The sequence below is a fragment of the Salinisphaera sp. T5B8 genome (assembly GCF_040361255.1).
In the GTDB taxonomy this organism is placed as follows: Bacteria; Pseudomonadota; Gammaproteobacteria; order Nevskiales; family Salinisphaeraceae; genus Salinisphaera.
The window spans coordinates 1-18,833 of record NZ_APNG01000014.1 but is presented as its reverse complement, the minus strand read 5'-3'; the positions used below and the strand labels follow the sequence as shown (position 1 = coordinate 18,833).

The 18,833-nt window shown below is 62.3% G+C and carries 17 protein-coding genes; 5 read left to right on the top strand and 12 right to left on the bottom strand.

Annotated features, from left to right (window positions below; translation table 11 throughout):
- Positions 1-112: 112 nt before the first annotated feature.
- The 9 genes from aroB to pilM form a co-directional block, all read right to left on the bottom strand.
- The gene (aroB, locus tag T5B8_RS13115) at positions 113-1,222 is read right to left on the bottom strand and encodes a 3-dehydroquinate synthase (protein WP_353179403.1); all 1,110 of its coding nucleotides are present in this window, start codon (positions 1,220-1,222) and stop codon (positions 113-115) included.
- Positions 1,219-1,731, bottom strand: a complete 513-nt coding sequence (locus T5B8_RS13110) for an RDD family protein (RefSeq protein WP_353179401.1) — start codon at positions 1,729-1,731, stop codon at positions 1,219-1,221. Before T5B8_RS13110 ends, aroB begins: the two co-directional genes overlap by 4 nt.
- The gene (gene aroK, locus T5B8_RS13105) at positions 1,728-2,258 is read right to left on the bottom strand and encodes a shikimate kinase AroK (protein WP_353179399.1); all 531 of its coding nucleotides are present in this window, start codon (positions 2,256-2,258) and stop codon (positions 1,728-1,730) included. The genes T5B8_RS13110 and aroK overlap by 4 nt, the downstream gene beginning before the upstream one ends.
- A gap of 170 nt (positions 2,259-2,428) precedes the next feature.
- A complete protein-coding gene (locus T5B8_RS13100) occupies positions 2,429-4,141 on the bottom strand; it encodes an Ig-like domain-containing protein (RefSeq protein ID WP_353179397.1) in 1,713 nt (570 codons plus the stop codon).
- Positions 4,142-4,206: 65 nt separating this feature from the next.
- Complete coding sequence (locus T5B8_RS13095) at positions 4,207-6,312, bottom strand: type IV pilus secretin PilQ (RefSeq protein ID WP_353179395.1); 2,106 nt, start codon at positions 6,310-6,312, stop codon at positions 4,207-4,209.
- Positions 6,313-6,326: 14 nt separating this feature from the next.
- Positions 6,327-6,839, bottom strand: coding sequence for a pilus assembly protein PilP (locus T5B8_RS13090; protein ID WP_353179393.1), 513 nt, complete (start codon positions 6,837-6,839; stop codon positions 6,327-6,329).
- The gene (locus T5B8_RS13085) at positions 6,836-7,477 is read right to left on the bottom strand and encodes a type IV pilus inner membrane component PilO (protein ID WP_353179391.1); all 642 of its coding nucleotides are present in this window, start codon (positions 7,475-7,477) and stop codon (positions 6,836-6,838) included. Before T5B8_RS13085 ends, T5B8_RS13090 begins: the two co-directional genes overlap by 4 nt.
- On the bottom strand, positions 7,474-8,088 hold the full coding sequence (locus T5B8_RS13080; RefSeq protein ID WP_353179389.1) for a PilN domain-containing protein: 615 nt from the start codon (positions 8,086-8,088) through the stop codon (positions 7,474-7,476). The genes T5B8_RS13085 and T5B8_RS13080 overlap by 4 nt, the downstream gene beginning before the upstream one ends.
- Positions 8,085-9,164, bottom strand: coding sequence for a type IV pilus assembly protein PilM (pilM, locus tag T5B8_RS13075; RefSeq protein WP_353179388.1), 1,080 nt, complete (start codon positions 9,162-9,164; stop codon positions 8,085-8,087). The genes T5B8_RS13080 and pilM overlap by 4 nt, the downstream gene beginning before the upstream one ends.
- A gap of 287 nt (positions 9,165-9,451) precedes the next feature.
- Between pilM and T5B8_RS13070 the strand changes: the two genes are divergently transcribed.
- The 3 genes from T5B8_RS13070 (at position 9,452) to T5B8_RS13060 (ending at position 13,184) form a co-directional block, all read left to right on the top strand.
- On the top strand, positions 9,452-11,830 hold the full coding sequence (locus T5B8_RS13070) for a penicillin-binding protein 1A (RefSeq protein WP_353179386.1): 2,379 nt from the start codon (positions 9,452-9,454) through the stop codon (positions 11,828-11,830).
- A gap of 132 nt (positions 11,831-11,962) precedes the next feature.
- A complete protein-coding gene (locus T5B8_RS13065; RefSeq protein ID WP_353179385.1) occupies positions 11,963-12,598 on the top strand; it encodes a hypothetical protein in 636 nt (211 codons plus the stop codon).
- A 121-nt stretch (positions 12,599-12,719) separates the two neighbouring features.
- Positions 12,720-13,184 (top strand): universal stress protein, encoded by a 465-nt coding sequence (locus T5B8_RS13060; protein ID WP_353179383.1) that lies wholly within the window; start codon positions 12,720-12,722, stop codon positions 13,182-13,184.
- 16 nt (positions 13,185-13,200) lie between these two features.
- Here T5B8_RS13060 and cysQ read toward each other — a convergent pair whose 3' ends face one another.
- Together cysQ and T5B8_RS13050 are read right to left on the bottom strand one after the other, a co-directional pair.
- Positions 13,201-14,010 (bottom strand): 3'(2'),5'-bisphosphate nucleotidase CysQ, encoded by an 810-nt coding sequence (gene cysQ, locus T5B8_RS13055; RefSeq protein ID WP_353179382.1) that lies wholly within the window; start codon positions 14,008-14,010, stop codon positions 13,201-13,203.
- 245 nt (positions 14,011-14,255) lie between these two features.
- Positions 14,256-15,563 (bottom strand): DEAD/DEAH box helicase, encoded by a 1,308-nt coding sequence (locus T5B8_RS13050; protein ID WP_353179380.1) that lies wholly within the window; start codon positions 15,561-15,563, stop codon positions 14,256-14,258.
- 329 nt (positions 15,564-15,892) lie between these two features.
- On the opposite strand from T5B8_RS13050, the gene trxA reads away from it, so the two are divergent.
- Positions 15,893-16,219: a thioredoxin TrxA gene (gene trxA / locus T5B8_RS13045; RefSeq protein WP_348766524.1), complete on the top strand. Its 327-nt coding sequence runs from the start codon at positions 15,893-15,895 to the stop codon at positions 16,217-16,219.
- A 375-nt stretch (positions 16,220-16,594) separates the two neighbouring features.
- Entirely contained in the window at positions 16,595-17,851 is a 1,257-nt protein-coding gene (gene rho / locus T5B8_RS13040) for a transcription termination factor Rho (protein ID WP_353179560.1), read from the top strand.
- Between the two features lie 289 nt (positions 17,852-18,140).
- Here the strand turns inward: rho and T5B8_RS13035 are convergent, their stop codons facing one another.
- Entirely contained in the window at positions 18,141-18,737 is a 597-nt protein-coding gene (locus tag T5B8_RS13035) for a PqiC family protein (RefSeq protein ID WP_353179378.1), read from the bottom strand.
- Positions 18,738-18,833: the final 96 nt, after the last annotated feature.

Genomic DNA, 18,833 nt, shown 5'->3' with positions numbered 1-18,833 from the left:
GGCCTCATGCAAGGCGCCGACAACAAGCCCACGTTGGACAAAAGTATAAAAGGCGGTCGGGAAGCAATCAATCGGCGCGGGGCCGATTGGCGCGCGATCGCCCGGCGCTGCGTTATTTTGCGAAATAGCGTTTCAGCGTCGCATCGAGTGCATCGCCATAGTCGCGCGTGACCACCGCATCGCCGATATCGCGCATCAGCACAAGCCGAAGCGTGCCGGCCGCGACTTTCTTGTCGCGGGCCATGAGCGAGCGGATACGCGCGCTATCCAGTTCGCGCGGCGGGGCGATCGGCAGCTTGGCCGCCGCGATAATACGTTCGATATCTGCGCACTGATCGGCGTCGAGCCAGCCCAAGCGCTGGGCGGTATCGGCGGCCATGCACATGCCTGCGGCCACGGCTTCGCCGTGTAGCCACTGGCCGTAGCCGAGCTCCGCCTCGAGCGCGTGGCCATAGGTGTGGCCCAGGTTGAGCAGGGCGCGCTGGCCGGCTTCGCGCTCGTCGGCGGCCACCACCTCGGCCTTGTTCGCACAGGATCGACGGATGACTTCGATCAGCGCATCGGCATCGCGCGCGTTGATCGCGGCCATGTTCGTATCCAGCCAGTCCAGAAACGGTCGGTCGCGAATCAAGCCGTACTTGATCACTTCGGCCATGCCCGCGGCAAATTCGCGTGCCGGCAGGCTATCGAGCACCACCACATCGGCCAGAACCCGGGTCGGCTGATGAAAGGCGCCGATCATGTTCTTGCCGAGCCGATGATTGACACCGGTCTTGCCGCCCACCGACGAGTCCACCTGGGCGAGCAGGGTAGTGGGCAGTTGCACGAAGTCGATCCCACGCTGGTAGCTCGCCGCAGCGAAGCCGGCGATATCCCCGACCACGCCGCCACCGAGGGCGACAATGGTCGCGTCGCGGCCATAGCCGTTCTCTAGCAGTCGGTCGTAGATCGTATCCAGGGTGGCCAGCGTCTTGTACTGCTCGCCGTCGGGCAGTACGAGCGTATCGACTTCGTGCTCGGCCGACAGCGCGTGTTCGACAGCGCGGGCATAGAGCGGGGCGACCGTGTCGTTGCTCACGATGAGCACGCGTTGACCGCGAATCGCGCCTGCATAGGCGCTCGGGTCTTCGATAAGGCCGCGCGCGATCACGATATCGTAGCCACGCTCACCGAGTTCGACGCGCAGGTCAGCGCGCGCGGTGTGGGTGTCCGCCTTGCTCATGCCTGCCACCGCTCAGGCTGCTTTGCCTGCGTGTCCATCGTGTCATGATCGAAGCGAGCGGCGCCGTCCGGGCGTGGGCGCACCACAACGGTATGCGCCAGCTTGTCGTGCCAGCCCTGCTTGCGCGAATCGAAAGCGACCCAGAGCAGGCCAAGGCCCAGCGGGAAAGACGACAGGAAATACCCCAGATACCGAATGACGAACTGGCCGGTCGTCGGGTGGCCGCCGGTACGTGCATCCACTACCCGCGCACCCACCATCATCTTGCCGGGGGTGGCCTCGCGATATATCCAGAACGCGATAATGGCGACGGCGGGCAGCACATAGCCCAGCAATACATGCGCCGGGCCCATGATCAACGGAGCATCCACGGCAAAGAAAGCCGGGCCGTAGATGAGCCGCATCAAGGGCAGCAGAATAATCGCGGTCAGGATGGTGTCGACCAGTGAGGCGAGCACTCGAATCCAGAAGCCCGCATACACCAGCCCGTGATCGGCCGCGGCGCTCACGCCGTGCCGATCGCCTCGAGCTGCTCAACGATCTCGCGAGCGAGCCGGCGTGCCTGTTGATCTCCGGTGGCCACCACGACATCGGCAATCGAGCGATAGAGCGGGTCGCGCTCTTCCATAAGACGGGCGAGCGTGGCTTCCACGTCGTCACTGCCTTCCAGGATTGGGCGGTTATTCGCCTTGCGCGTACGCGCGAGCTGTTGCTCCAGCGATGTCTCGAGATAGACCACAACGCCGCGGGCCGACAGCAGGTCGCGGGTCGATTCGTCCAGCACGGCACCGCCACCGGTTGCCATCACGGTATTGGGTTGCTCCGAGAGCTCCGCAATCATATCGCGTTCACGCTTTCGGAAACCCTCTTCGCCTTCCATATCGAAGATGAAGGAAATATCGACGCCGGTGCGCTTTTCGACCTCGTGGTCCGAATCCACGAAGGTCATGCCCTTGATCTCGGCAATGCGTCGACCGATCGTCGTTTTGCCGGCGCCCATCGGGCCGACGAGATAGATGTTTGGGTTAGCTGCCATTTACTCTCAATTCGCTCTCGGATAACGAAGGTCGGTTAGCGCGCTCGCTTTGCTGGCGCAGGACTCGACCGGGATCATCTCACTAGCAGTTTAACGCAGTTAGCCCGCCATGCGGCGGGCTAACCTGGAGTTGTCGACACAACGGCTGTACGAATGCACTTCCGAACAACTTACGGGTTTTGCGATACCGGTGCGGAATCGCGACTGATAATGTTGCGCGGCGTCGTAACCGTAATATTTAGGCGGCCCGTTTGCGGCTCGGTCGGATTATCCTCCGGTTCGAGCTCGAAGGTCACGACGTACGGTCCTCGCGCCGAGGTGCTGCGTACAGTATAACTCGATGGGCCGACGATTGAGCCGAGGGTTGTCGATGCAGTGATTGTGGTATCGGCGGGCGGCACCTGGCCGTTTCGGCCGCCAACGGCGACGTTCACGATGACGTTGCCGTTATCGAGATTGATCGTGGACGGGCTGAAATCAATGATTTGGGTGCTGTCGCTGAAGACGATAACCACCTGATCCCGAACGTTAATCGACTGCGTGTCGCAATCGAGCTCGTCCGACTGGTTGGCGCTCGGCTCGCATCGAATGCCGGTGAACTGACCGTCACCCAGATCATAATTCTTGTTGTTATTGAAATCGATATAGCGCTCGTCGCTGTCGCGGACGCCGTTTTCATTGGAGTCAACGAACGCTTCTGGGAGATCGTCGTCGATATCGAACTCGCCTTCGTCGAAGCGGCCGTTCGACGGCGACGTGTCTGCAAACGACTCTTCGCCGATCGCGGTTGCGAGAACCGTGGCGCGACCGTCTTCGGGACGTTCTTTTTGCGAGGTGAAGGTCACGCTGCAGGCCCCGCCCTGGGTCGTGCAACTGGCGCCCACAGCGCCTCCTTCGGTTGTAAACGTCACCGTCGTGTTGTCTGGCACTGGATTGTTAAAGCGGTCGGCCGCCCGAATGGTGATCTGGCTGGTTATACCGTCGAACTCTTGGCCCTCGATATTTAGCGTAGTCGCGCTCAGCGAGAAGCTGTTGTTGTCGGGCAGGCCGGTCGTGACCGCGAGGTCGCTCGATTGAGCGCTCTGCCGCTGGCCGGACGAGCCGACCGTCGTTGCTGTGACGCGCACCGAGGTAGCGACCGTGCCCGATGTGACCGTTGTGGTGGCAATGCCTTCATTGTTAGTTGTCGTGGACTCGTTGCTCAGGCTAAGACCGCCGACCTGTGTATTGAGCGAGAAATTCACGGTCTGGTTCGGCAGCGGAGAGCCGGTGCTGTTGGTGACCTTGAAGGTAACAGTGGCCTGCTCGGGGAGCGCGCCCGTGCCGCGAAGACCGATCAGCGACTGACTTACCGAATCGAATTCGATCGCGCCAAATTCGGCGGCCTCGGTTTGGATATCACCGGTCGCGGTAAGGGTTGTGTCATCGATACTGGTACGGGCAGTCACTGTATCGGTGCCCGAACAGCCCAGTGCCGTGTAGGTCGTGCTGGCGATACCGCCCTGGCTAGTCGCCACGGCCGGCGAGATACCGGCCTGTCCGGTTGACGAACAGGACGATGTGAAGAAGACCTCCACACTTTCCGTCAGGCTGTTACCGTCGCCGTCGCGAAGTCGCACGGAAAGGCTGGAGCTTTGTCCGGCCTGAAGCGTGTTATCGGCTATTTCGATTCGGCCGTTCTGAAATTCGCCGTTGTTATCCAAGGAGCCAATCTGGGGGTTAGAGTCGGCCGGGTCGGGGTTGGTCGTGCCACCGCCGCTGCCGCCGCCAGAGGAGCCGCCGCCGTTGTCGTCATCGCCGCCGGAGGTGGAGCCGCCGCAGGCGCTCAGCGCCGCGGCGAGGGCCGCGATGGTCAGCAGTTGAGAGATTGATTTGCCCGACATGTCTTGTCTTCCCCTGAAAATTCTCAAAAACGCGGTCGCGTTTGTCGCGGCTTTGGCCAAGCCCGTTAGTTATCGAGTGTGAGCTGATCCCGGAGGATCTTGGGTGTGACGAACAGCAGCAGTTCGCGCTTGTCACGCTGACGTTGGGTGCCTCGGAAAAGGCCCCCGACCAGTGGTATTTCGCTCAGGATCGGAATGCGATCCGTTTCATCCCGGTTTTCTTGTTCGTAGATGCCCCCGAGTACGACCGTTTCGCCGTCGTCAACCAGCACCTGGGTGCTCAGGCTGCGGGTATTGATCGACGGTACGCTGCCACCACCCTGTACAGCGATCGTATCACCCTGGGTGTCCTGGGTGACGTAGAGATCCATGATCACGTGTTCGTCGGGGGTGATCTGCGGCGTGACGGTCAGCCCCAGCACCGCTTCCTTGAACTCCACCGTGGCGGCACCGCTGGAAGCGGCTTCCAGATAGGGGATTTCGACACCCTGTTCGATCTTGGCTTCCTTGGCGTTGGCGGTAATCACGCGCGGCGCGGAAATGATTTCGCCACGATTTTCCGATTCCAGCGCCGACAGGGTGAGGTCGAGGTTGAATGTATCGCCGACGATACTGGTGCTAATGGTGCCCGCCGGATTGGTGACCGGTAGGTTGATGGTATAGCCGTTGTCGACCAGATAGTTACCGTCGGTGGGCGATTCGAAGGCGGCATTATCGGTCGCCGACGAGGATACGCCCAGATTGCGCGAGAACTCGCGGTTGGCGACAACGATACGCGACTCGATCAGCACCTGGCGCACCGGGATATCGAGCCGGTTGATGACATTGCGGATCTCGTCGAGCTTGTCGCGGGTTTCGTTGATCAGCAGGCTGTTGGTGCGTTCGTCGACGGTCACCTGGCCGCGCTCGGACAGCAGTGATAGTTCGCCGGTGGTGCTGCGTAGCAGCGCGGCGAGTTCGTCGGCACGGGCATAGTTGATCTGAATGATTTCCGAGCGCAGCGGCGCAAGATTCGTGGTGGCCTGCTGGGCGGCGAGTTCGGCCTGTTCGCGCGCGGCGATCTCGGCCAGCGGGGCGACGGTAATCACGTTGTTTTCGCGCCGCATGCCAAGGCCCTTGGCCTGCAGAATGATATCCAGCGCCTGATCCCACGGCACGTCTTCCAGGCGCAGGGCGATATTGCCGCTCACGCTGTCGGAGACGACCATGTTGACGTCGGCCACATCAGCGACGATCTGAAGGACCGCGCGCACGTCGATGTTCTGGAACGACAGGGAAATACGCTGGCCAGTGTACTGCGGTTCCTGGGCTTCACGCTTTTCCTGCTCGCTGGCAGTCAATGGCTGTAGTTCGATATAGAAGCGATCGCCGGTCTGGTAGGCGATCTGTTCGAAATCGGCCCCGGAAACCGGGGTAATCACGATACGGGTGCCGCCATCGCGCGACATGGCATCGATGGTTTTTACCGGTGTGGCGAAGTCGAGTACGTCCAGGCGCCGTTCGAGCGCCGTGGGAAGGGTGACCCCCGGCATATTGGCGATCACCTTGCCGCCGCGTTCGCTCACATCGACCGCGCCGTTGACGCCGTCGAGGGCAATTTCGATGCGTCCGGCCCCATCTTCGCCGCGACGAAAATCGATATCGCGAACCTGCGGGCCGCGAATCGAGGCAGCCTGGGTCTGGTAATCGCGCTCGGTGACCGGTTGCAGCGGCGTCTGCGGACGCACCGACGCACGCGTGACCTGCGGCGCGGCGTCGCCACCGATACCGATGCGAATGGTATTGCCGTTGCGGTTGACCGTGTATTCGGTCATACGGCTGAGTTCGACGACCACGCGTGTACGGTTTTCGCCGGCCGCCAACGCAATCGCCTGGACCGGGCCTTGTTCGATGCGCTGATAGCGCTCGGCGACGTCGAGTTCGGTATCCGGCAGATCAATGGACAGCCGCGCTGGCTCGTTGACCGTGAATACCGAGGGAATCGGCGCACTTTTGGCCATGGTCAGCTGGATCGTAACCTGGCTGCTGCTGCTCTGCGTCGCATCGACCGCGGTCAGCGTATTGGCGGCGGCCTGGACTGGCGCGGTGCCGGCCAGAAGCAGGGTGAGGACCAGCCACGGCCGGCCGAGCCGGCGCGTGAGCGAGGAAATACGTGCAATCGGTCTGCTCATAGTCTGCTTCTCTTTCACCGCGAGGGGGCGATCGTGGCCGGGCGTTGGATATAGCCGCCGAGGCCGTCCGGTACGATTTCGGTCAGAAGAATGCCGTTTTCGGAAATGCCGTCGATCTCGCCGTAGTTCTGGCCCAGATGCGCGCCGGTGGTCACGCGATGGACGACGCCATCGGGAGCCTGAATGAGCGCGTAGGTGACGCCGCGGCTGGTGATCGTGCCGACCATGCGCAATGCATCGAGCGGGAAGGCCTCCAGCGCCTCGCGCGGGCGGTCCGTGTCGGGGGCCAGATCGTTGTTGCGATTGACCTCGCGCGGTCGTTCGGTGGGCGTGAACGGCGTACGGCGGCCGTCCGGCTCGTAGGTATAAGGTGTATACGGCGCGATTTCGGGGATTGGCTCGATCGGTGCGGCGGGGCGTTGCTTGACCTCCGCGACGAAGGCCTTGAGATCGCGGTCATCACCGCCGCAGCCGGCCAACGCCAGGCACAGCCCGGCGATCACGCTCGCTTGCTTGTACCCCCTCATTTGGCCTGACTCCCGGCGGGCTGGGTGGTGTCGCCGGCATCTTCGAGATAGCGATACGTATTCACGGTCATGCTCATACGCAGCTCGCCGCTGTCATCACCTTCTTCGACCGGCTCGATATTGATGTTTTCGATGGTCACGATGCGCGACAGTGCAGCGACCCCCGACACGAAGCGTCCGAGCTCGTGATAGGTGCCCGTCACGATCAGGTCGTTCGGCAGAATGGCGTAGAAATCCTGCGGATTTTCCGGACGCGGCTTGAACAGTTCCTCTTCCAGACCGCTGGCGATACGCGTTTGCGAGATGTCGTTGAGCAGGCTGGGCACTTCGGTCTTGCTCGGCAGCTGCTGGAGCAGGGCACCGAACTGCAGTTGCATCGCTTCCAGCTGGGTGCGATAGGCATCGAGATTGGCCACAAGCCGCTGCTTAGATTCGAAGGTCTGCTTCAGCTCGGGCTCGCGCGCCGATACGCGTTCCAGGGTTTCCTGCTTGGGTAGCACGAAGTACCAGGTGCCAATGGCGATAATCACCGCGCACACCAGCACGATCGCAAAGCCGTAGGCCCAGGTTGGCCAGCTGCCGATATTGTTCTGATCGAGGCTACGCAGTTCCTCGACGTATTCTCCTAGACTCTTCATGAGCGCGGCGCCACTGAGGTGTTTGTCTCGGCCGCGTCGTCGTCAGCCGCCTTCTTCTGCGGGCTGTCGCCGCGCACGGTCAGGGTGAAGTCGGCGTAGCGCTGCGGACCGTTCTCGCTGGACTTGATCACGATCAGTCGTGGATCGGCGAACCAGGCGGAGTCGTCGAGGTTGACCATGTAATCGGATACGCGCGCATTCGATTCGGCCACGCCGTCGAGATTGGTGTTGTTGCCTTTCTGGCTGAGCGAGGTCAGATAAACGCCATTGGGGATGGTGTCGACCAACTGATCGAAGTAGTGGACGATGCCCGAACGCGATTGCTGTAGCTGTTCGATGATGCGCATGCGCGTAATCAGGCTTTCGCGTGTCTTTTGAAGCGCGCGGATCTCCACGAGTTGGCGGTCGGCGATCGCGATCTGGCTTTCCAGGTAGCGATTGCGTGCCTCCTGGATCTCGGTGAGATGGTTGTAGTAGAGCATCGGTACAACGATCACCAGCACCAGACTCGCCAGTGCGGCAAACACCAGCGCGCCAAGGAACTGCTTGCGGCGGCGTTCGCGTGCGGCGGCACGCCAGTCCAGCAGGTTGATTCGAATCAGGTTGCTCATCGGATCGACCTCAACGCCAGGCCGGTGGCCACCATCAACGCGGCCGCTTCGTGATCGACGTGATTGCGCCGGGCACGACTGCTGGCGAGCATCCCCGCCAGCGGATTGCCGAGCGTGACCGGGCGTGACAGATGCTGTGCGATCGCGCTTTCCAGCCCCGGATAGAGTGTTGCGCCGCCGACAAGCACGACATGTTCGACCGCTTCGTCATGAGAGCTGGCCGACAGATAAAACTGCAGTGCGCGCTCGATCTGGCCGGCCAGGCGCTCGGCGAAATCCGCGACATCGCTGGCGATCGCCGCGCCGTCGAGTTCGCCGGTGCGCAGGCGGGCGCGCAACTGATCGGTGTCTTTGAGATCGTGGCGGTCGATCAGCCGGGTGGCCAGGCTATGACCGCCGAAGGACAGCTCGCGCGAATAGACGTGGCGTCCGTTGGCTTGAACGCTCAAGCGCGTCTGATGGGCGCCGACATCGAACACCCCCACGCTGGCGTTGCCCGCCAGCGCCGGGGTTTGTTCGATAAGCAGGGTCGAGGCGTTCTGTAACGCATATTCCTCGACATCCACGATCTTGACCTTGACCCCGGCCATATCGAGCGCGCCGATGCGCGCTTCGATGTTCTCGCGTCGACAGGCCACCAGCAGCACCCGGTTGACCTCCGGGTTGGTCGGGTCGCGTTCGAGGACCTGGAAGTCCAGGTTGACCTCGTCGATGGCATGCGGGATGTATTGCTCGGCATCGAAACCGATCTGCTGTTCCATGTCCTCGTCGGACAGGTCGGCCGGCATGTCGATGACCTTGCTGATCACGGTGGGCCCGGATACGGCGATGGCGGCATCGCGGGTTCGCGTGCCGGCGCGCTCGAGGGCACGCGTCATGGTCGCGGCCAGCGCTTCGGGATTGACCACCTGGTCGTCGGCCACCGCATCCGATGGCAGGGCTTCGCTGGCATAGCTAAGCACGCGATACGCGCCCGGCTTGCCATCGAGTTCGAGCACCTTGACGCGCGTGGAGCTGATGTCCACACCCAGAAAAGGCCGTGTCCTCGGCTTGAAGATTTGCTCGAATCGCCCCATCCGATCCCCCTGATTGGCCTCGCGTTGCAGCTAAGGCCCGCGGAACACCCCCGTGTCCGCTACCCCTGACCCTTCTATATGGGCCGCGGCGCGAAATGCCGGGTATAACTATACTCGTAGCGCGCCGCTTGGCAATCCATGCCCTGCTTTTAAGCGTTTGAATCCGCGCGTCTAATGTTTATCGGCAGCGCGGGGCGATTTTGCAACGTCGTCGGCAAAAAAAAATCGGCCCCGGTATCATGGCCGCAGTTTTTTACGATCTGCGGCCCGCGAGCCGTACCTGCCCGATGAAAGCGATGCCGCGTGCCGCCCGTATTCTCGTATTCCTGCTTGCCGGTCTGTTATCGGCCGCGACCCTCGCGGTGCTGGTAGTTGCCGGCGTCTATCTGTACTTCGGGCCGCAGTTGCCAAGCGCTGGCGATATCGGCGATCCGGAACTCAACGAGCCGTTGCGGGTATATACCGCCGACCAAAAGCTCATTGGTGAATTCGGTCTTGAGCGCCGCTTGCCGCGTACCTACGACGAAATTCCGCCGAAGCTGGTCCAGGCGTTTGTTGCCGCCGAAGACGATCGCTTCTTCGAGCATCCGGGCGTCGATTATCAGGGCATTGCGCGTGCGGCCTATGTGTTGGCGACCACCGGTCGCAAGACCCAGGGCGGCAGTACGATCACCATGCAGCTCGCGCGTAACCTGTATTTGACCAACGACCGCACCTATGTGCGCAAGATCAAGGAAATCATCCTGGCGCTGCGGCTGGAGTCGAAGCTGACCAAGGAGCAGATCCTCGAGATCTATCTCAACAAGATCTATCTGGGCAATCGTGCCTATGGCGTGGGCGCGGCTTCCGAGGTCTATTATCACAAGCCGCTCAACGAACTCACCATTGCGCAGATGGCCATGATCGCGGGCCTGCCGAAGGCGCCGTCGCGCTACAACCCGATGGCCAACCCGGAGCGTGCGGTCGAACGCCGCAACTATGTGCTCTCGCGTATGCATGCGCTGGGCGATATCGACGACCAGACCTATGAAAGCGCGCGCGAGGCGCCGGTAACCGCGACCGCACGCGTGGCCGACGATCGTTACGAGGCCGACTATGTCGCCGAGATGGTGCGTCAGGACATGGTCGCGCGCTACGGCGACGACGCCTATACATCCGGTTTCGAAGTCACGACCACGATCGATGCCGAGCGCCAGCGCGCCGCCAACCAGGCGTTGCGCAAGGCCTTGCTCGCTTACGACAGTCGTCATGAATGGCACGGCCCGGAAGACACGCTCGATAGCGCCACGCTCGACGACGCCAAGGCGTTGAAGAGCGCGCTTGAGGAGCGGCGCGTGGCCGGCGGTCTGGTGCCGGCAGTGGTGACCGATGTGGCACGGCGTAGCGCCACGCTGATGACCGAGCGCTACGGCGAGGTCACGCTTGATGCCAAACAAATGCCCTGGCTGAGCGGCAACGATCCGGCCAGCAAACTGGTTTCGCGCGGTGACGTCGTACGGCTGGCCTATACCGGCAGCAAGGACGAAACCAAGGCCTGGACGCTGGCCGAAATCCCCAAGGTCCAAGGGGCGATGGTCGCGCTCGATCCGCATACCGGCGGTATCGAGGCGTTGGCCGGTGGGTTCGATTTTTCGTTGTCGAAATACAACCGTGCGGTCCAGGCGCAGCGCCAGCCGGGCTCGTCGTTCAAGCCGTTTCTGTATTCGGCCGCGCTTGCCCACGGGTTTACCACGGCCTCGTTGATCAACGATGCGCCGGTGGTCTACGACAGCCCGGATCTGAGCGACGCCTGGCGGCCGCAGAACTACAGCGGCCGTATCTATGGCCCCACGCGCATGCGCGAAGGCCTGGTGCATTCGCGCAACCTGGTATCGATTCGTCTGCTGCGCAGTATCGGTATCGATGCGGCAGTCGAACATATCGCCAAATTCGGTCTGCCCAAGGACCAGATTCCGCGCAATCTGTCGATGGCGCTGGGTAGCGTGTCGTTTTCGCCCTTGCAGATGGCCCAGGCCTATGCGGTATTCGCCAACGACGGCTTTGCCGTCAAACCGTATTACATCGCCCGTATCGAAGACGGGCGGGGCAAGGTGGAATTCGAGGCCGAGCCCAAGGTGGCTTGCGCGAGTACCAGCAATTGCCCAGCTTTGCAGAACACCGGCAGTACCCACGATGCATCACGGCTGGCCGAGCGCGTGGTCGATGCCGATAACGCCTGGCTTGTCGGCGACATGATGCGCGACGTGGTCAAACGGGGCACCGGCCGGCGCGCGATGACGCTCGGGCGTAACGATCTGTCCGGCAAGACCGGCACCACCAACGACCAGATCGATGCCTGGTTCGTGGGTTTCAATGCCGATCTGGTGGGCATTAGCTGGGTCGGTTTCGACAAGCTCACGCCGATGGGGCATAGCGAAACCGGCGGCCATGCAGCATTGCCGATGTGGATCGATTTCATGCGGGTCGCCCTCGACGGCACGCCGGAAGCGATCCCGCCGCGACCGGGTAATCTGGTGGCTGTGAGTATCGACCCCGAGTCCGGCCAGCGTGCGCTCGATGGCGGCGGCATGACCGAGTATTTTCGGCCCGACAACGTACCGTCGGTCGAAGAGGCCCGCCGTTCGGGCAAGAATGCGCCCTCCAAGGAGGTGGAGCAGCTGTTCTAGGCATTCGTTCCAGGCATTTGAGCTGCCACCGCGTCTCATGCACGGTGGTGGCCAGTTGGCACGTGGATCGGGTCGGGGTTTCTCGAAACCGATACGCACTCGGCGCGGCATATTCAGGAGACGATTCGAGTCATGGCAAGCGCGCGCAAACAGGCAGCCCAGCGCCAGCATATGGCGCAGCTGGCCGCCCGTCTCATGGCCGAGCAGGGCATCCGCGATTTTCGTATCGCAAAGCAGAAAGCCGCTCAGCATCTGGGTATCGATGTGCGCAACAGCATCCTGCCCAAGAACAGCGAGATCGAAACGGCACTGGCCGAACATCAACGCCTGTTCGCCGGCGCCGAACAGCCAGCCCAGCTGCAGGCCATGCGCGAAGCCGCGCTCGAGGCGATGACGCTGTTCGCCGACTTCAAGCCGCGTCTGGTCGGCGATGTGCTGTCCGGTCTTGCCGATTCGCATTCCGATATTCAGCTGCACGTATTTGCCGAGCATTCGGAAAGCTTCGATTTCTTCCTGCAGAGCCAGGGCATTCCGTTCGAAATCGTAGAGCGGCGTTACAAGCTCGCCCGCGATCGCTATCGCTTCTATCCGGCGTTTCGGTTCGTGGCCGGAGAGCACCGTTTCGAGGCCACGCTGTTCGCCGCAACCGAGATCCGTGAGGCACCGCGCAGTCTTGTCGATGGCCAGCCCATGGCGCGTGCGAGTGCGAGCCAGCTCGAGCGCCTGCTTGCGGATGAATCGTTGCGCGCCCGACTGGCCGGGCTGTAGTCGAATGGCCGCGCCGCCGACGAGCGTGCAGCCTTGACATCAGCTTTCGTGGGGACCTTTATTGTAGTCGGCGCGATAGAGATCGCGGCCACCGAATTTGCTGCCTGGATGAGGGGATCGTATGGAAAACTTCGAGAAGATTCTGCTGGCCTACGACGGTAGCGAGCACGGCCGTACCGCGTTGCGGCGCACCTTGCCGTTGCTCGGCGCTGGCGAGGTGGAGGTGCATCTGCTGGCGGTTGTGCCGTTGACCGGGGCGGTGGCCGCCGCGGAAGGCTTTTATACCGAGAGCATGTACGAGGCCGAACGCGAGCGTATCGAGAATATCCTCGAAGAGGGGGTGACGCTGCTCAAGAATCGCGGCGTGGATGCCGAGGGCCATCTACGCGCGGGCGAGCCGGCCCACCAGATCGCCAAACTCGCCGAGGATCTGGCGGTGAATCTGGTGGTGGTCGGCCACCAGCGCCGCGGGGTGCTGGCGCGTTGGTGGCAGGGCTCGGTCGGCGCCTCCTTGCTCGACCGGCTCAATTGCAGTTTGCTCGTGGTCCAGGCCCCCGGCGAGGAAGAAGACGTCGCCGGGCCTTGATAGCCCGAGCGCCGGGCTACGAGCGGGCGCGCGGCAGATAGCTGCGCCAGTCGTGCTCGCTGTCGCCGAATGCCAGAAAATGCGGGTTCAATATGCTTTCGGTGGCGTTATAGCGTAGCGGCTGGCCGTCGAGATCGGTGACCTGGCCCCCCGCGACGGCGAGCACGGCATGACCGGCGGCCGTATCCCATTCGCTGGTGGGCCCCAGGCGCGGATAGAAGTCCGCGCTGCCGTCGGCAATTACACAGAATTTCAGCGATGAGCCCATTGTGACCGGTTCGTAATCCGGCAGATTGGCCAGTACGGCATCGATGTCCGCCGAGCGATGCGAGCGCGATACCAGCACGCGCGGCTTGTTCGTGTTCACTGTGCTGGTGGCAATCGCCTCCGGCGCGCTTTGTCCCTGCTTTCGAAATACGCCGATGTCACGCGCGGCGAACCACAGGGTCCCCAGTACCGGCGCATAGACCACACCCAGCACGGGCTCATGGTCGACGATGAGCGCGATATTGATCGTGAACTGGTCGTTCTTGTTCACGAATTCCTTGGTGCCGTCGAGCGGATCGATCAGCCAGTAGGTCGACCAGGCACGCCGGGTTTCGAAGTCGATATCCGCACCTTCCTCGGACAGCTGCGGCGTATCCGGTGTCAGTGTTTCCAGACCTTGCTTGATGCTGCGATGCGCGGCCAGGTCGGCCTGGGTCAGCGGGCTGTCATCGTCCTTGGTTTCGACTTCGAAGTTGCTGTTGTAGATCGGCAGCGTTTTCTGCCCGGCGGCGACGGCAATGTCGCAGACCGAATCCAGCAGCTCTCGCGTGATGTGCATGTTGGTTTTCCCACGGGGCGGACAAGCGCGCATCATAACTGCTGCGGGCCAGCCACCCAATGACGGCACCGCCGGCCGCGCTATGCCCGTTCGCCGGCTGTGTAGAGAGGGTGCACGCCCATGGCGAGCCCGCGAGTCACCGTGTTTTCGCAAGCCACGTGGGCCCGGATGCCGGCGAGCGCGAACACGTCGGGCAGGGCTTTGCAGGCGCAGTCGTGTCTCGCGCTCACGAGGCGCGGTCGTGCTTAGCGGCGGCGCGGACCACCGCGCCCGCGCGAGCCGCCCTTGCCCGGCCCGCCGCGCCGCTTGCGCGGCCGGCGCGCGGGGATCACTACATCGTCGGCAAAGTCGTCGCCGTGCGGCATTTCGGCATCGATCTTGTGCTCGATATAGGCTTCGATATCGGGCAGGGAATAGACGTATTCCTCGCAGGCGAAGGAAATCGCATCGCCGGTGTTGCCGGCACGCGCGGTGCGCCCGATACGATGTACGTAATCCTGGGCGTCCTGGGGCAGATCGTAGTTGATCACGTGGGTGACATCGGGAATATGCAGCCCGCGCGCGGCCACGTCGGTCGCGACCATGATCGGCAGCTTGCCGGTCTTGAAGTCCTCGAGCAGGCGCAGGCGCTTGTTCTGGGCGACGTCGCCCGAGAGCGTGGCGGCAGTGAAGCCGTTGGCATTGAGCCCGTCTTCGATGAATTCGGCGGTGCGCTTGGTGTTGATGAAGATCAGCGTGCGCCCGTTGTCGATCCGCCGCAGGGTGCCCACGAGCAGGGCGAGCTTGTCGTCCTTGGACACGTGATAGAGCTTTTGTGTGATCGCGCCGATATTCACCGTTTCGGTATCGGTGCGTATCAGCGTCGGGCTGTTCATGTGCTCGTAAGCCAGTTCCAGCACGCGATGGCTCAGCGTGGCCGAAAACAGCAGATTCTGGCGGTTCTCTGCCGGTGGCATCTTGCGGAACATGTAGCGAATATCGTCGATGAAGCCCAGATCGAACATGCGATCGGCCTCGTCGAGTACGGCCACCTCGATCGCCTTGAGCGTGTAGACCTTCTGCTTGTAGTAGTCGATCAACCGACCCGGCGTGCCGATGAGGATATCCACGCCATCGGTAATCGCCTGGCGTTGTTCCTCGTAGCCGGTGCCGCCGTAGCAGACCACGCATTTCAGGCCCGTGCCCGAGGCCAGGGGCAGGGCATCCTTGTAAATCTGGTCGGCGAGTTCGCGCGTGGGGGCGAGAATCAGCGCGCGCGGCTGACTGGCGCCAACCGGTGCGTGATCGCTGGGCTCGGGATTGTCCTTGAGCAGCCGGTGCATCGTGGCCAGCAAAAAGGCCGCGGTCTTGCCCGTGCCGGTATGTGCCTGACCGGCGATATCCGCGCCCTTGAGCGCGAGCGGCAGGGTTTCGGCCTGAATGGGCGTGGCGTGGCTAAAGCCCCGCTTGATCAGCCCGGAGAGAATGGTTTCGTGCAGGCCCAGCGCATCGAGGCGGGTATCGGTGAGCAGTTTTTGCTGGGCGCCATCACTGGCGGATGCGGTTTCGGTCATATTGGCCCTTGGAATAGCTGAGCGGCACACCGACGGTGGCCGGTTCACGCAGGGGTTGAAAAACACGCCGAGATAGGCTCCAATAGCCCGAACGTTGCGAATACGGGTATTCGCTGCACTGCCCGAGTCGGGTCGACTCGCATTCCGGCACTGTTTTTTGCAGCCCGCACTATAACAGCTTGTGGTCTTCACGGTTGTCGGGCCGCGACCTTTTCGCGCAGCTTGCAAACATCTTTTCGCGCCCTTAACTACCGGCTCAGCGGCGCCGCGTCTTATGGCGACGCGCGCGAACCTTCATTTGTCCCGCTTGCATTCCTTCGAGGACGCCCATGAGTGAAAATATCGTCAAAGTCAGCGATGACAGTTTCGAACAGGACGTACTGTCCGCCTCCGGTCCCGTACTGGTGGATTACTGGGCCGAATGGTGTGGCCCCTGCAAAATGATCGCCCCGGTGCTCGACGAGATCGCCGACGAATACGATGGCCGTTTGACGGTCGCCAAACTCAATATCGACGACAACCCGAACACGCCGCCCAAGTACGGCATTCGCGGTATCCCGACGCTGATGCTGTTCAAGGACGGCGAAGTGGCGGCAACCAAGGTCGGTTCGGTCTCCAAGACCCAGCTGACCGAATTCGTCGATCAACACATTTGATCCGCTTTCGGCCGCCGACGGTCCTGTCGGCGGCCTTCGTTTGACTTGCAAGGAGTCGAACGCCTTCCCACCGCGAATAGGCGCGCACCGCGCACCGTTTTTCGCTGCAACTCATAGATAGCCGTGTCTGAAGAAACAGTCGACGAACGCCAGTCCAAGGATTCGAACAACAGCAATAATGGCAATGGCGGCAACAACAACCGCCGTGGCCGTCGTCGCAAGAATCCGAATGGGCCCAACAAGCCTCGCAACAACAACGGCAACAACCGCGGCAAGGGCGGTGGGCCGAACAAGGGCGGCAACAACCCGCCCAACGAGGATATCGACGAGGCCGAGTTCGAAGCCTATGCCGGGGTCGCCGGCGACGGGCCGATCCTGAACTTGTCCGAGCTCAAGCAGAAGACCGCCTCCGAGCTCATGGACATGGCGCAGGAGATGCAGCTCGAAAACATCTCGCGCATGCGCAAGCAGGATCTGATCTTCGCCATGCTCAAGGGGCATGCGAAATCCGGCGAGCGTATCTACGGCGACGGCGTGCTGGAGATTCTCTCCGACGGTTTCGGCTTTCTGCGCTCGAACGAGTCGTCCTACATGGCCGGGCCGGACGATATCTATGTCTCGCCCAGTCAGATCCGGCGTTTTTCGTTGCGCACGGGCGACAACATCTCTGGCCGCATCCGCCCGCCGAAAGAGTCCGAGCGCTATTTCGCCCTGCTCAAGGTCGACGAGATCAACGGCGATCCGCCGGAGAAGTCGAAGGGCAAGGTCCTGTTTGAAAACCTCACCCCGCTGTTTCCGACCGAACGGCTGGTGATGGAACTGGGCAATGGTTCCACCGAGGACATCACCGCCCGCACCATTGATCTGGTCGCCCCGTTCGGCAAGGGGCAGCGCGGGCTGATCGTTTCGCCGCCCAAGGCGGGCAAGACGATGATGATGCAGAACATCGCCCAGTCGATCGCGCATAACTATCCCGAGTGTCATCTGATCGTGCTGCTCATCGACGAGCGGCCCGAGGAAGTCACCGAGATGGAACGCAGCGTGCGCGGTGAAGTCGTCTCCTCGACGTTCGACGAACCCGCCTCGCGCCATGTGCAGGTCGCCGACATGGTGATCGAAAAGGCCAAGCGCCTGGTCGAGCACAAGAAAGACGTGGTGATCCTGCTCGATTCGCTCACCCGTCTGGCCCGTGCCTACAACACCACTGCGCCGTCGTCGGGCAAGGTGCTTACCGGTGGTGTGGATGCCAATGCGCTGCAAAAGCCCAAGCGCTTCTTCGGTGCCGCGCGTAACGTCGAAGAGGGCGGCAGCCTGACCATTCTGGCGACCGCGCTCATCGAGACCGGCTCCAAGATGGACGAGGTCATCTACGAAGAGTTCAAGGGCACCGGGAATATGGAAGTCCATATGGACCGCCGCATTGCCGAGAAGCGTATTTACCCGGCCATCCACGTCAATCGCTCCGGTACACGCCGCGAAGAGAAACTGGTACCGCAGGACGAGCTCCAGCGGATGTGGGTACTGCGTAAGCTTCTCCACGGTATGGACGATCTGGCAGCCATGGAGCTGCTCATCGATCGTATGAAGCAGACCAAGACCAACGCCCAGTTCTTCGAATCCATGAAGCGCTAGCCTTCAGATTCGACTCGCACGTTAAAAAGCGGGCTGCGGCCCGCTTTTTATTTGCCCCGGTTGGTTGACTACGGCATCGGCGCCGAAAGGCAACGAGCGCATCGGTCAGCAGGAATCAATCGTCCCGCCACCGTTTTGTTTTTTTGTTTTATGGGCCGTCTTCGCGTTCACCTGCACAAGCAAGATGGCTAGTTGGGCGCCGGTGCCTGAGTCGCATGTATAACCGGCCGCGTGACTGACAACAGACGAGATGTCAGCCCGTACGCGTTGCGCGACGGGTTGCTGTCGTTCAGGGCGATGGCCTCACGGTATGCGCGATATCGTCAGCCAGCGCCTCGGCGCTGTCCTGCCAACCCGCGGCCAGGCTGTCGACCAGCGCGTCGTAGCCGTCTTCTTCCAGCGCAACGTCCCGGGTGAAGCGCCGCTCGATAAGTGTTTCGTCGTTAGCGCCGGCCAATCGCCAGATACCGGCAATACGGGCCTGCCCGTCGTAATGGCCCATGAAGCGGTCCACGCGGGTATGCAAGGTCATCGTCGACGCCTGACCGGCCGGGGCGCGGCGCACAACCGTCACGCCCGGCAACGCCGCGCCGAGGTTGGCGATCAGCGCATCGCGCAGCTGGCTGTCGAGCGGCGCGGCCCAGCGATTGTGGTTGGCGATCACCACCCGATGCGGGGCGGTTTGATAGACGATGCCGCGCTCGTCGAGGATCGGCGCGATCTCGACCGGGGCGACCACCAGCTGCGCCTGCGAGGCTGCAGGCGATACCGGCAGTCGCGCTGCAGGCGCGCTGTCGAGCACGTACAGGGAGGGCGCCGAGGCGCTGCCGGCACAGCCGGCCAGCAGGGCAGTCGCGACAAGCCAGGTGAGATAGCGCATGGTCATCGGGCGGCCTTTGGCATGGGATCGCCGTCGTCGGGACGGCCGAAAATAAGGTTCATCGCAGATTAGCGGGACGCGGGTGTAAGAAGCGGCGACGCT

What these genes read in the sequence shown, in the direction of transcription:
- pilM (WP_353179388.1), bottom strand. Translation starts at nt 9,164, where the DNA reads ATGGGGCGATTCGAGCAAATCTTCAAGCCGAGGACACGGCCTTTTCTG.
- T5B8_RS13065 (WP_353179385.1), top strand. Translation starts at nt 11,963, where the DNA reads ATGGCAAGCGCGCGCAAACAGGCAGCCCAGCGCCAGCATATGGCGCAG.
- T5B8_RS13100 (WP_353179397.1), bottom strand. Translation starts at nt 4,141, where the DNA reads ATGTCGGGCAAATCAATCTCTCAACTGCTGACCATCGCGGCCCTCGCC.
- T5B8_RS13080 (WP_353179389.1), bottom strand. Translation starts at nt 8,088, where the DNA reads ATGAGCAACCTGATTCGAATCAACCTGCTGGACTGGCGTGCCGCCGCA.
- T5B8_RS13050 (WP_353179380.1), bottom strand. Translation starts at nt 15,563, where the DNA reads ATGACCGAAACCGCATCCGCCAGTGATGGCGCCCAGCAAAAACTGCTC.
- aroB (WP_353179403.1), bottom strand. Translation starts at nt 1,222, where the DNA reads ATGAGCAAGGCGGACACCCACACCGCGCGCGCTGACCTGCGCGTCGAA.
- T5B8_RS13090 (WP_353179393.1), bottom strand. Translation starts at nt 6,839, where the DNA reads ATGAGGGGGTACAAGCAAGCGAGCGTGATCGCCGGGCTGTGCCTGGCG.
- T5B8_RS13060 (WP_353179383.1), top strand. Translation starts at nt 12,720, where the DNA reads ATGGAAAACTTCGAGAAGATTCTGCTGGCCTACGACGGTAGCGAGCAC.
- T5B8_RS13085 (WP_353179391.1), bottom strand. Translation starts at nt 7,477, where the DNA reads ATGAAGAGTCTAGGAGAATACGTCGAGGAACTGCGTAGCCTCGATCAG.
- aroK (WP_353179399.1), bottom strand. Translation starts at nt 2,258, where the DNA reads ATGGCAGCTAACCCAAACATCTATCTCGTCGGCCCGATGGGCGCCGGC.
- T5B8_RS13035 (WP_353179378.1), bottom strand. Translation starts at nt 18,737, where the DNA reads ATGACCATGCGCTATCTCACCTGGCTTGTCGCGACTGCCCTGCTGGCC.
- cysQ (WP_353179382.1), bottom strand. Translation starts at nt 14,010, where the DNA reads ATGCACATCACGCGAGAGCTGCTGGATTCGGTCTGCGACATTGCCGTC.
- T5B8_RS13070 (WP_353179386.1), top strand. Translation starts at nt 9,452, where the DNA reads ATGAAAGCGATGCCGCGTGCCGCCCGTATTCTCGTATTCCTGCTTGCC.
- trxA (WP_348766524.1), top strand. Translation starts at nt 15,893, where the DNA reads ATGAGTGAAAATATCGTCAAAGTCAGCGATGACAGTTTCGAACAGGAC.
- T5B8_RS13095 (WP_353179395.1), bottom strand. Translation starts at nt 6,312, where the DNA reads ATGAGCAGACCGATTGCACGTATTTCCTCGCTCACGCGCCGGCTCGGC.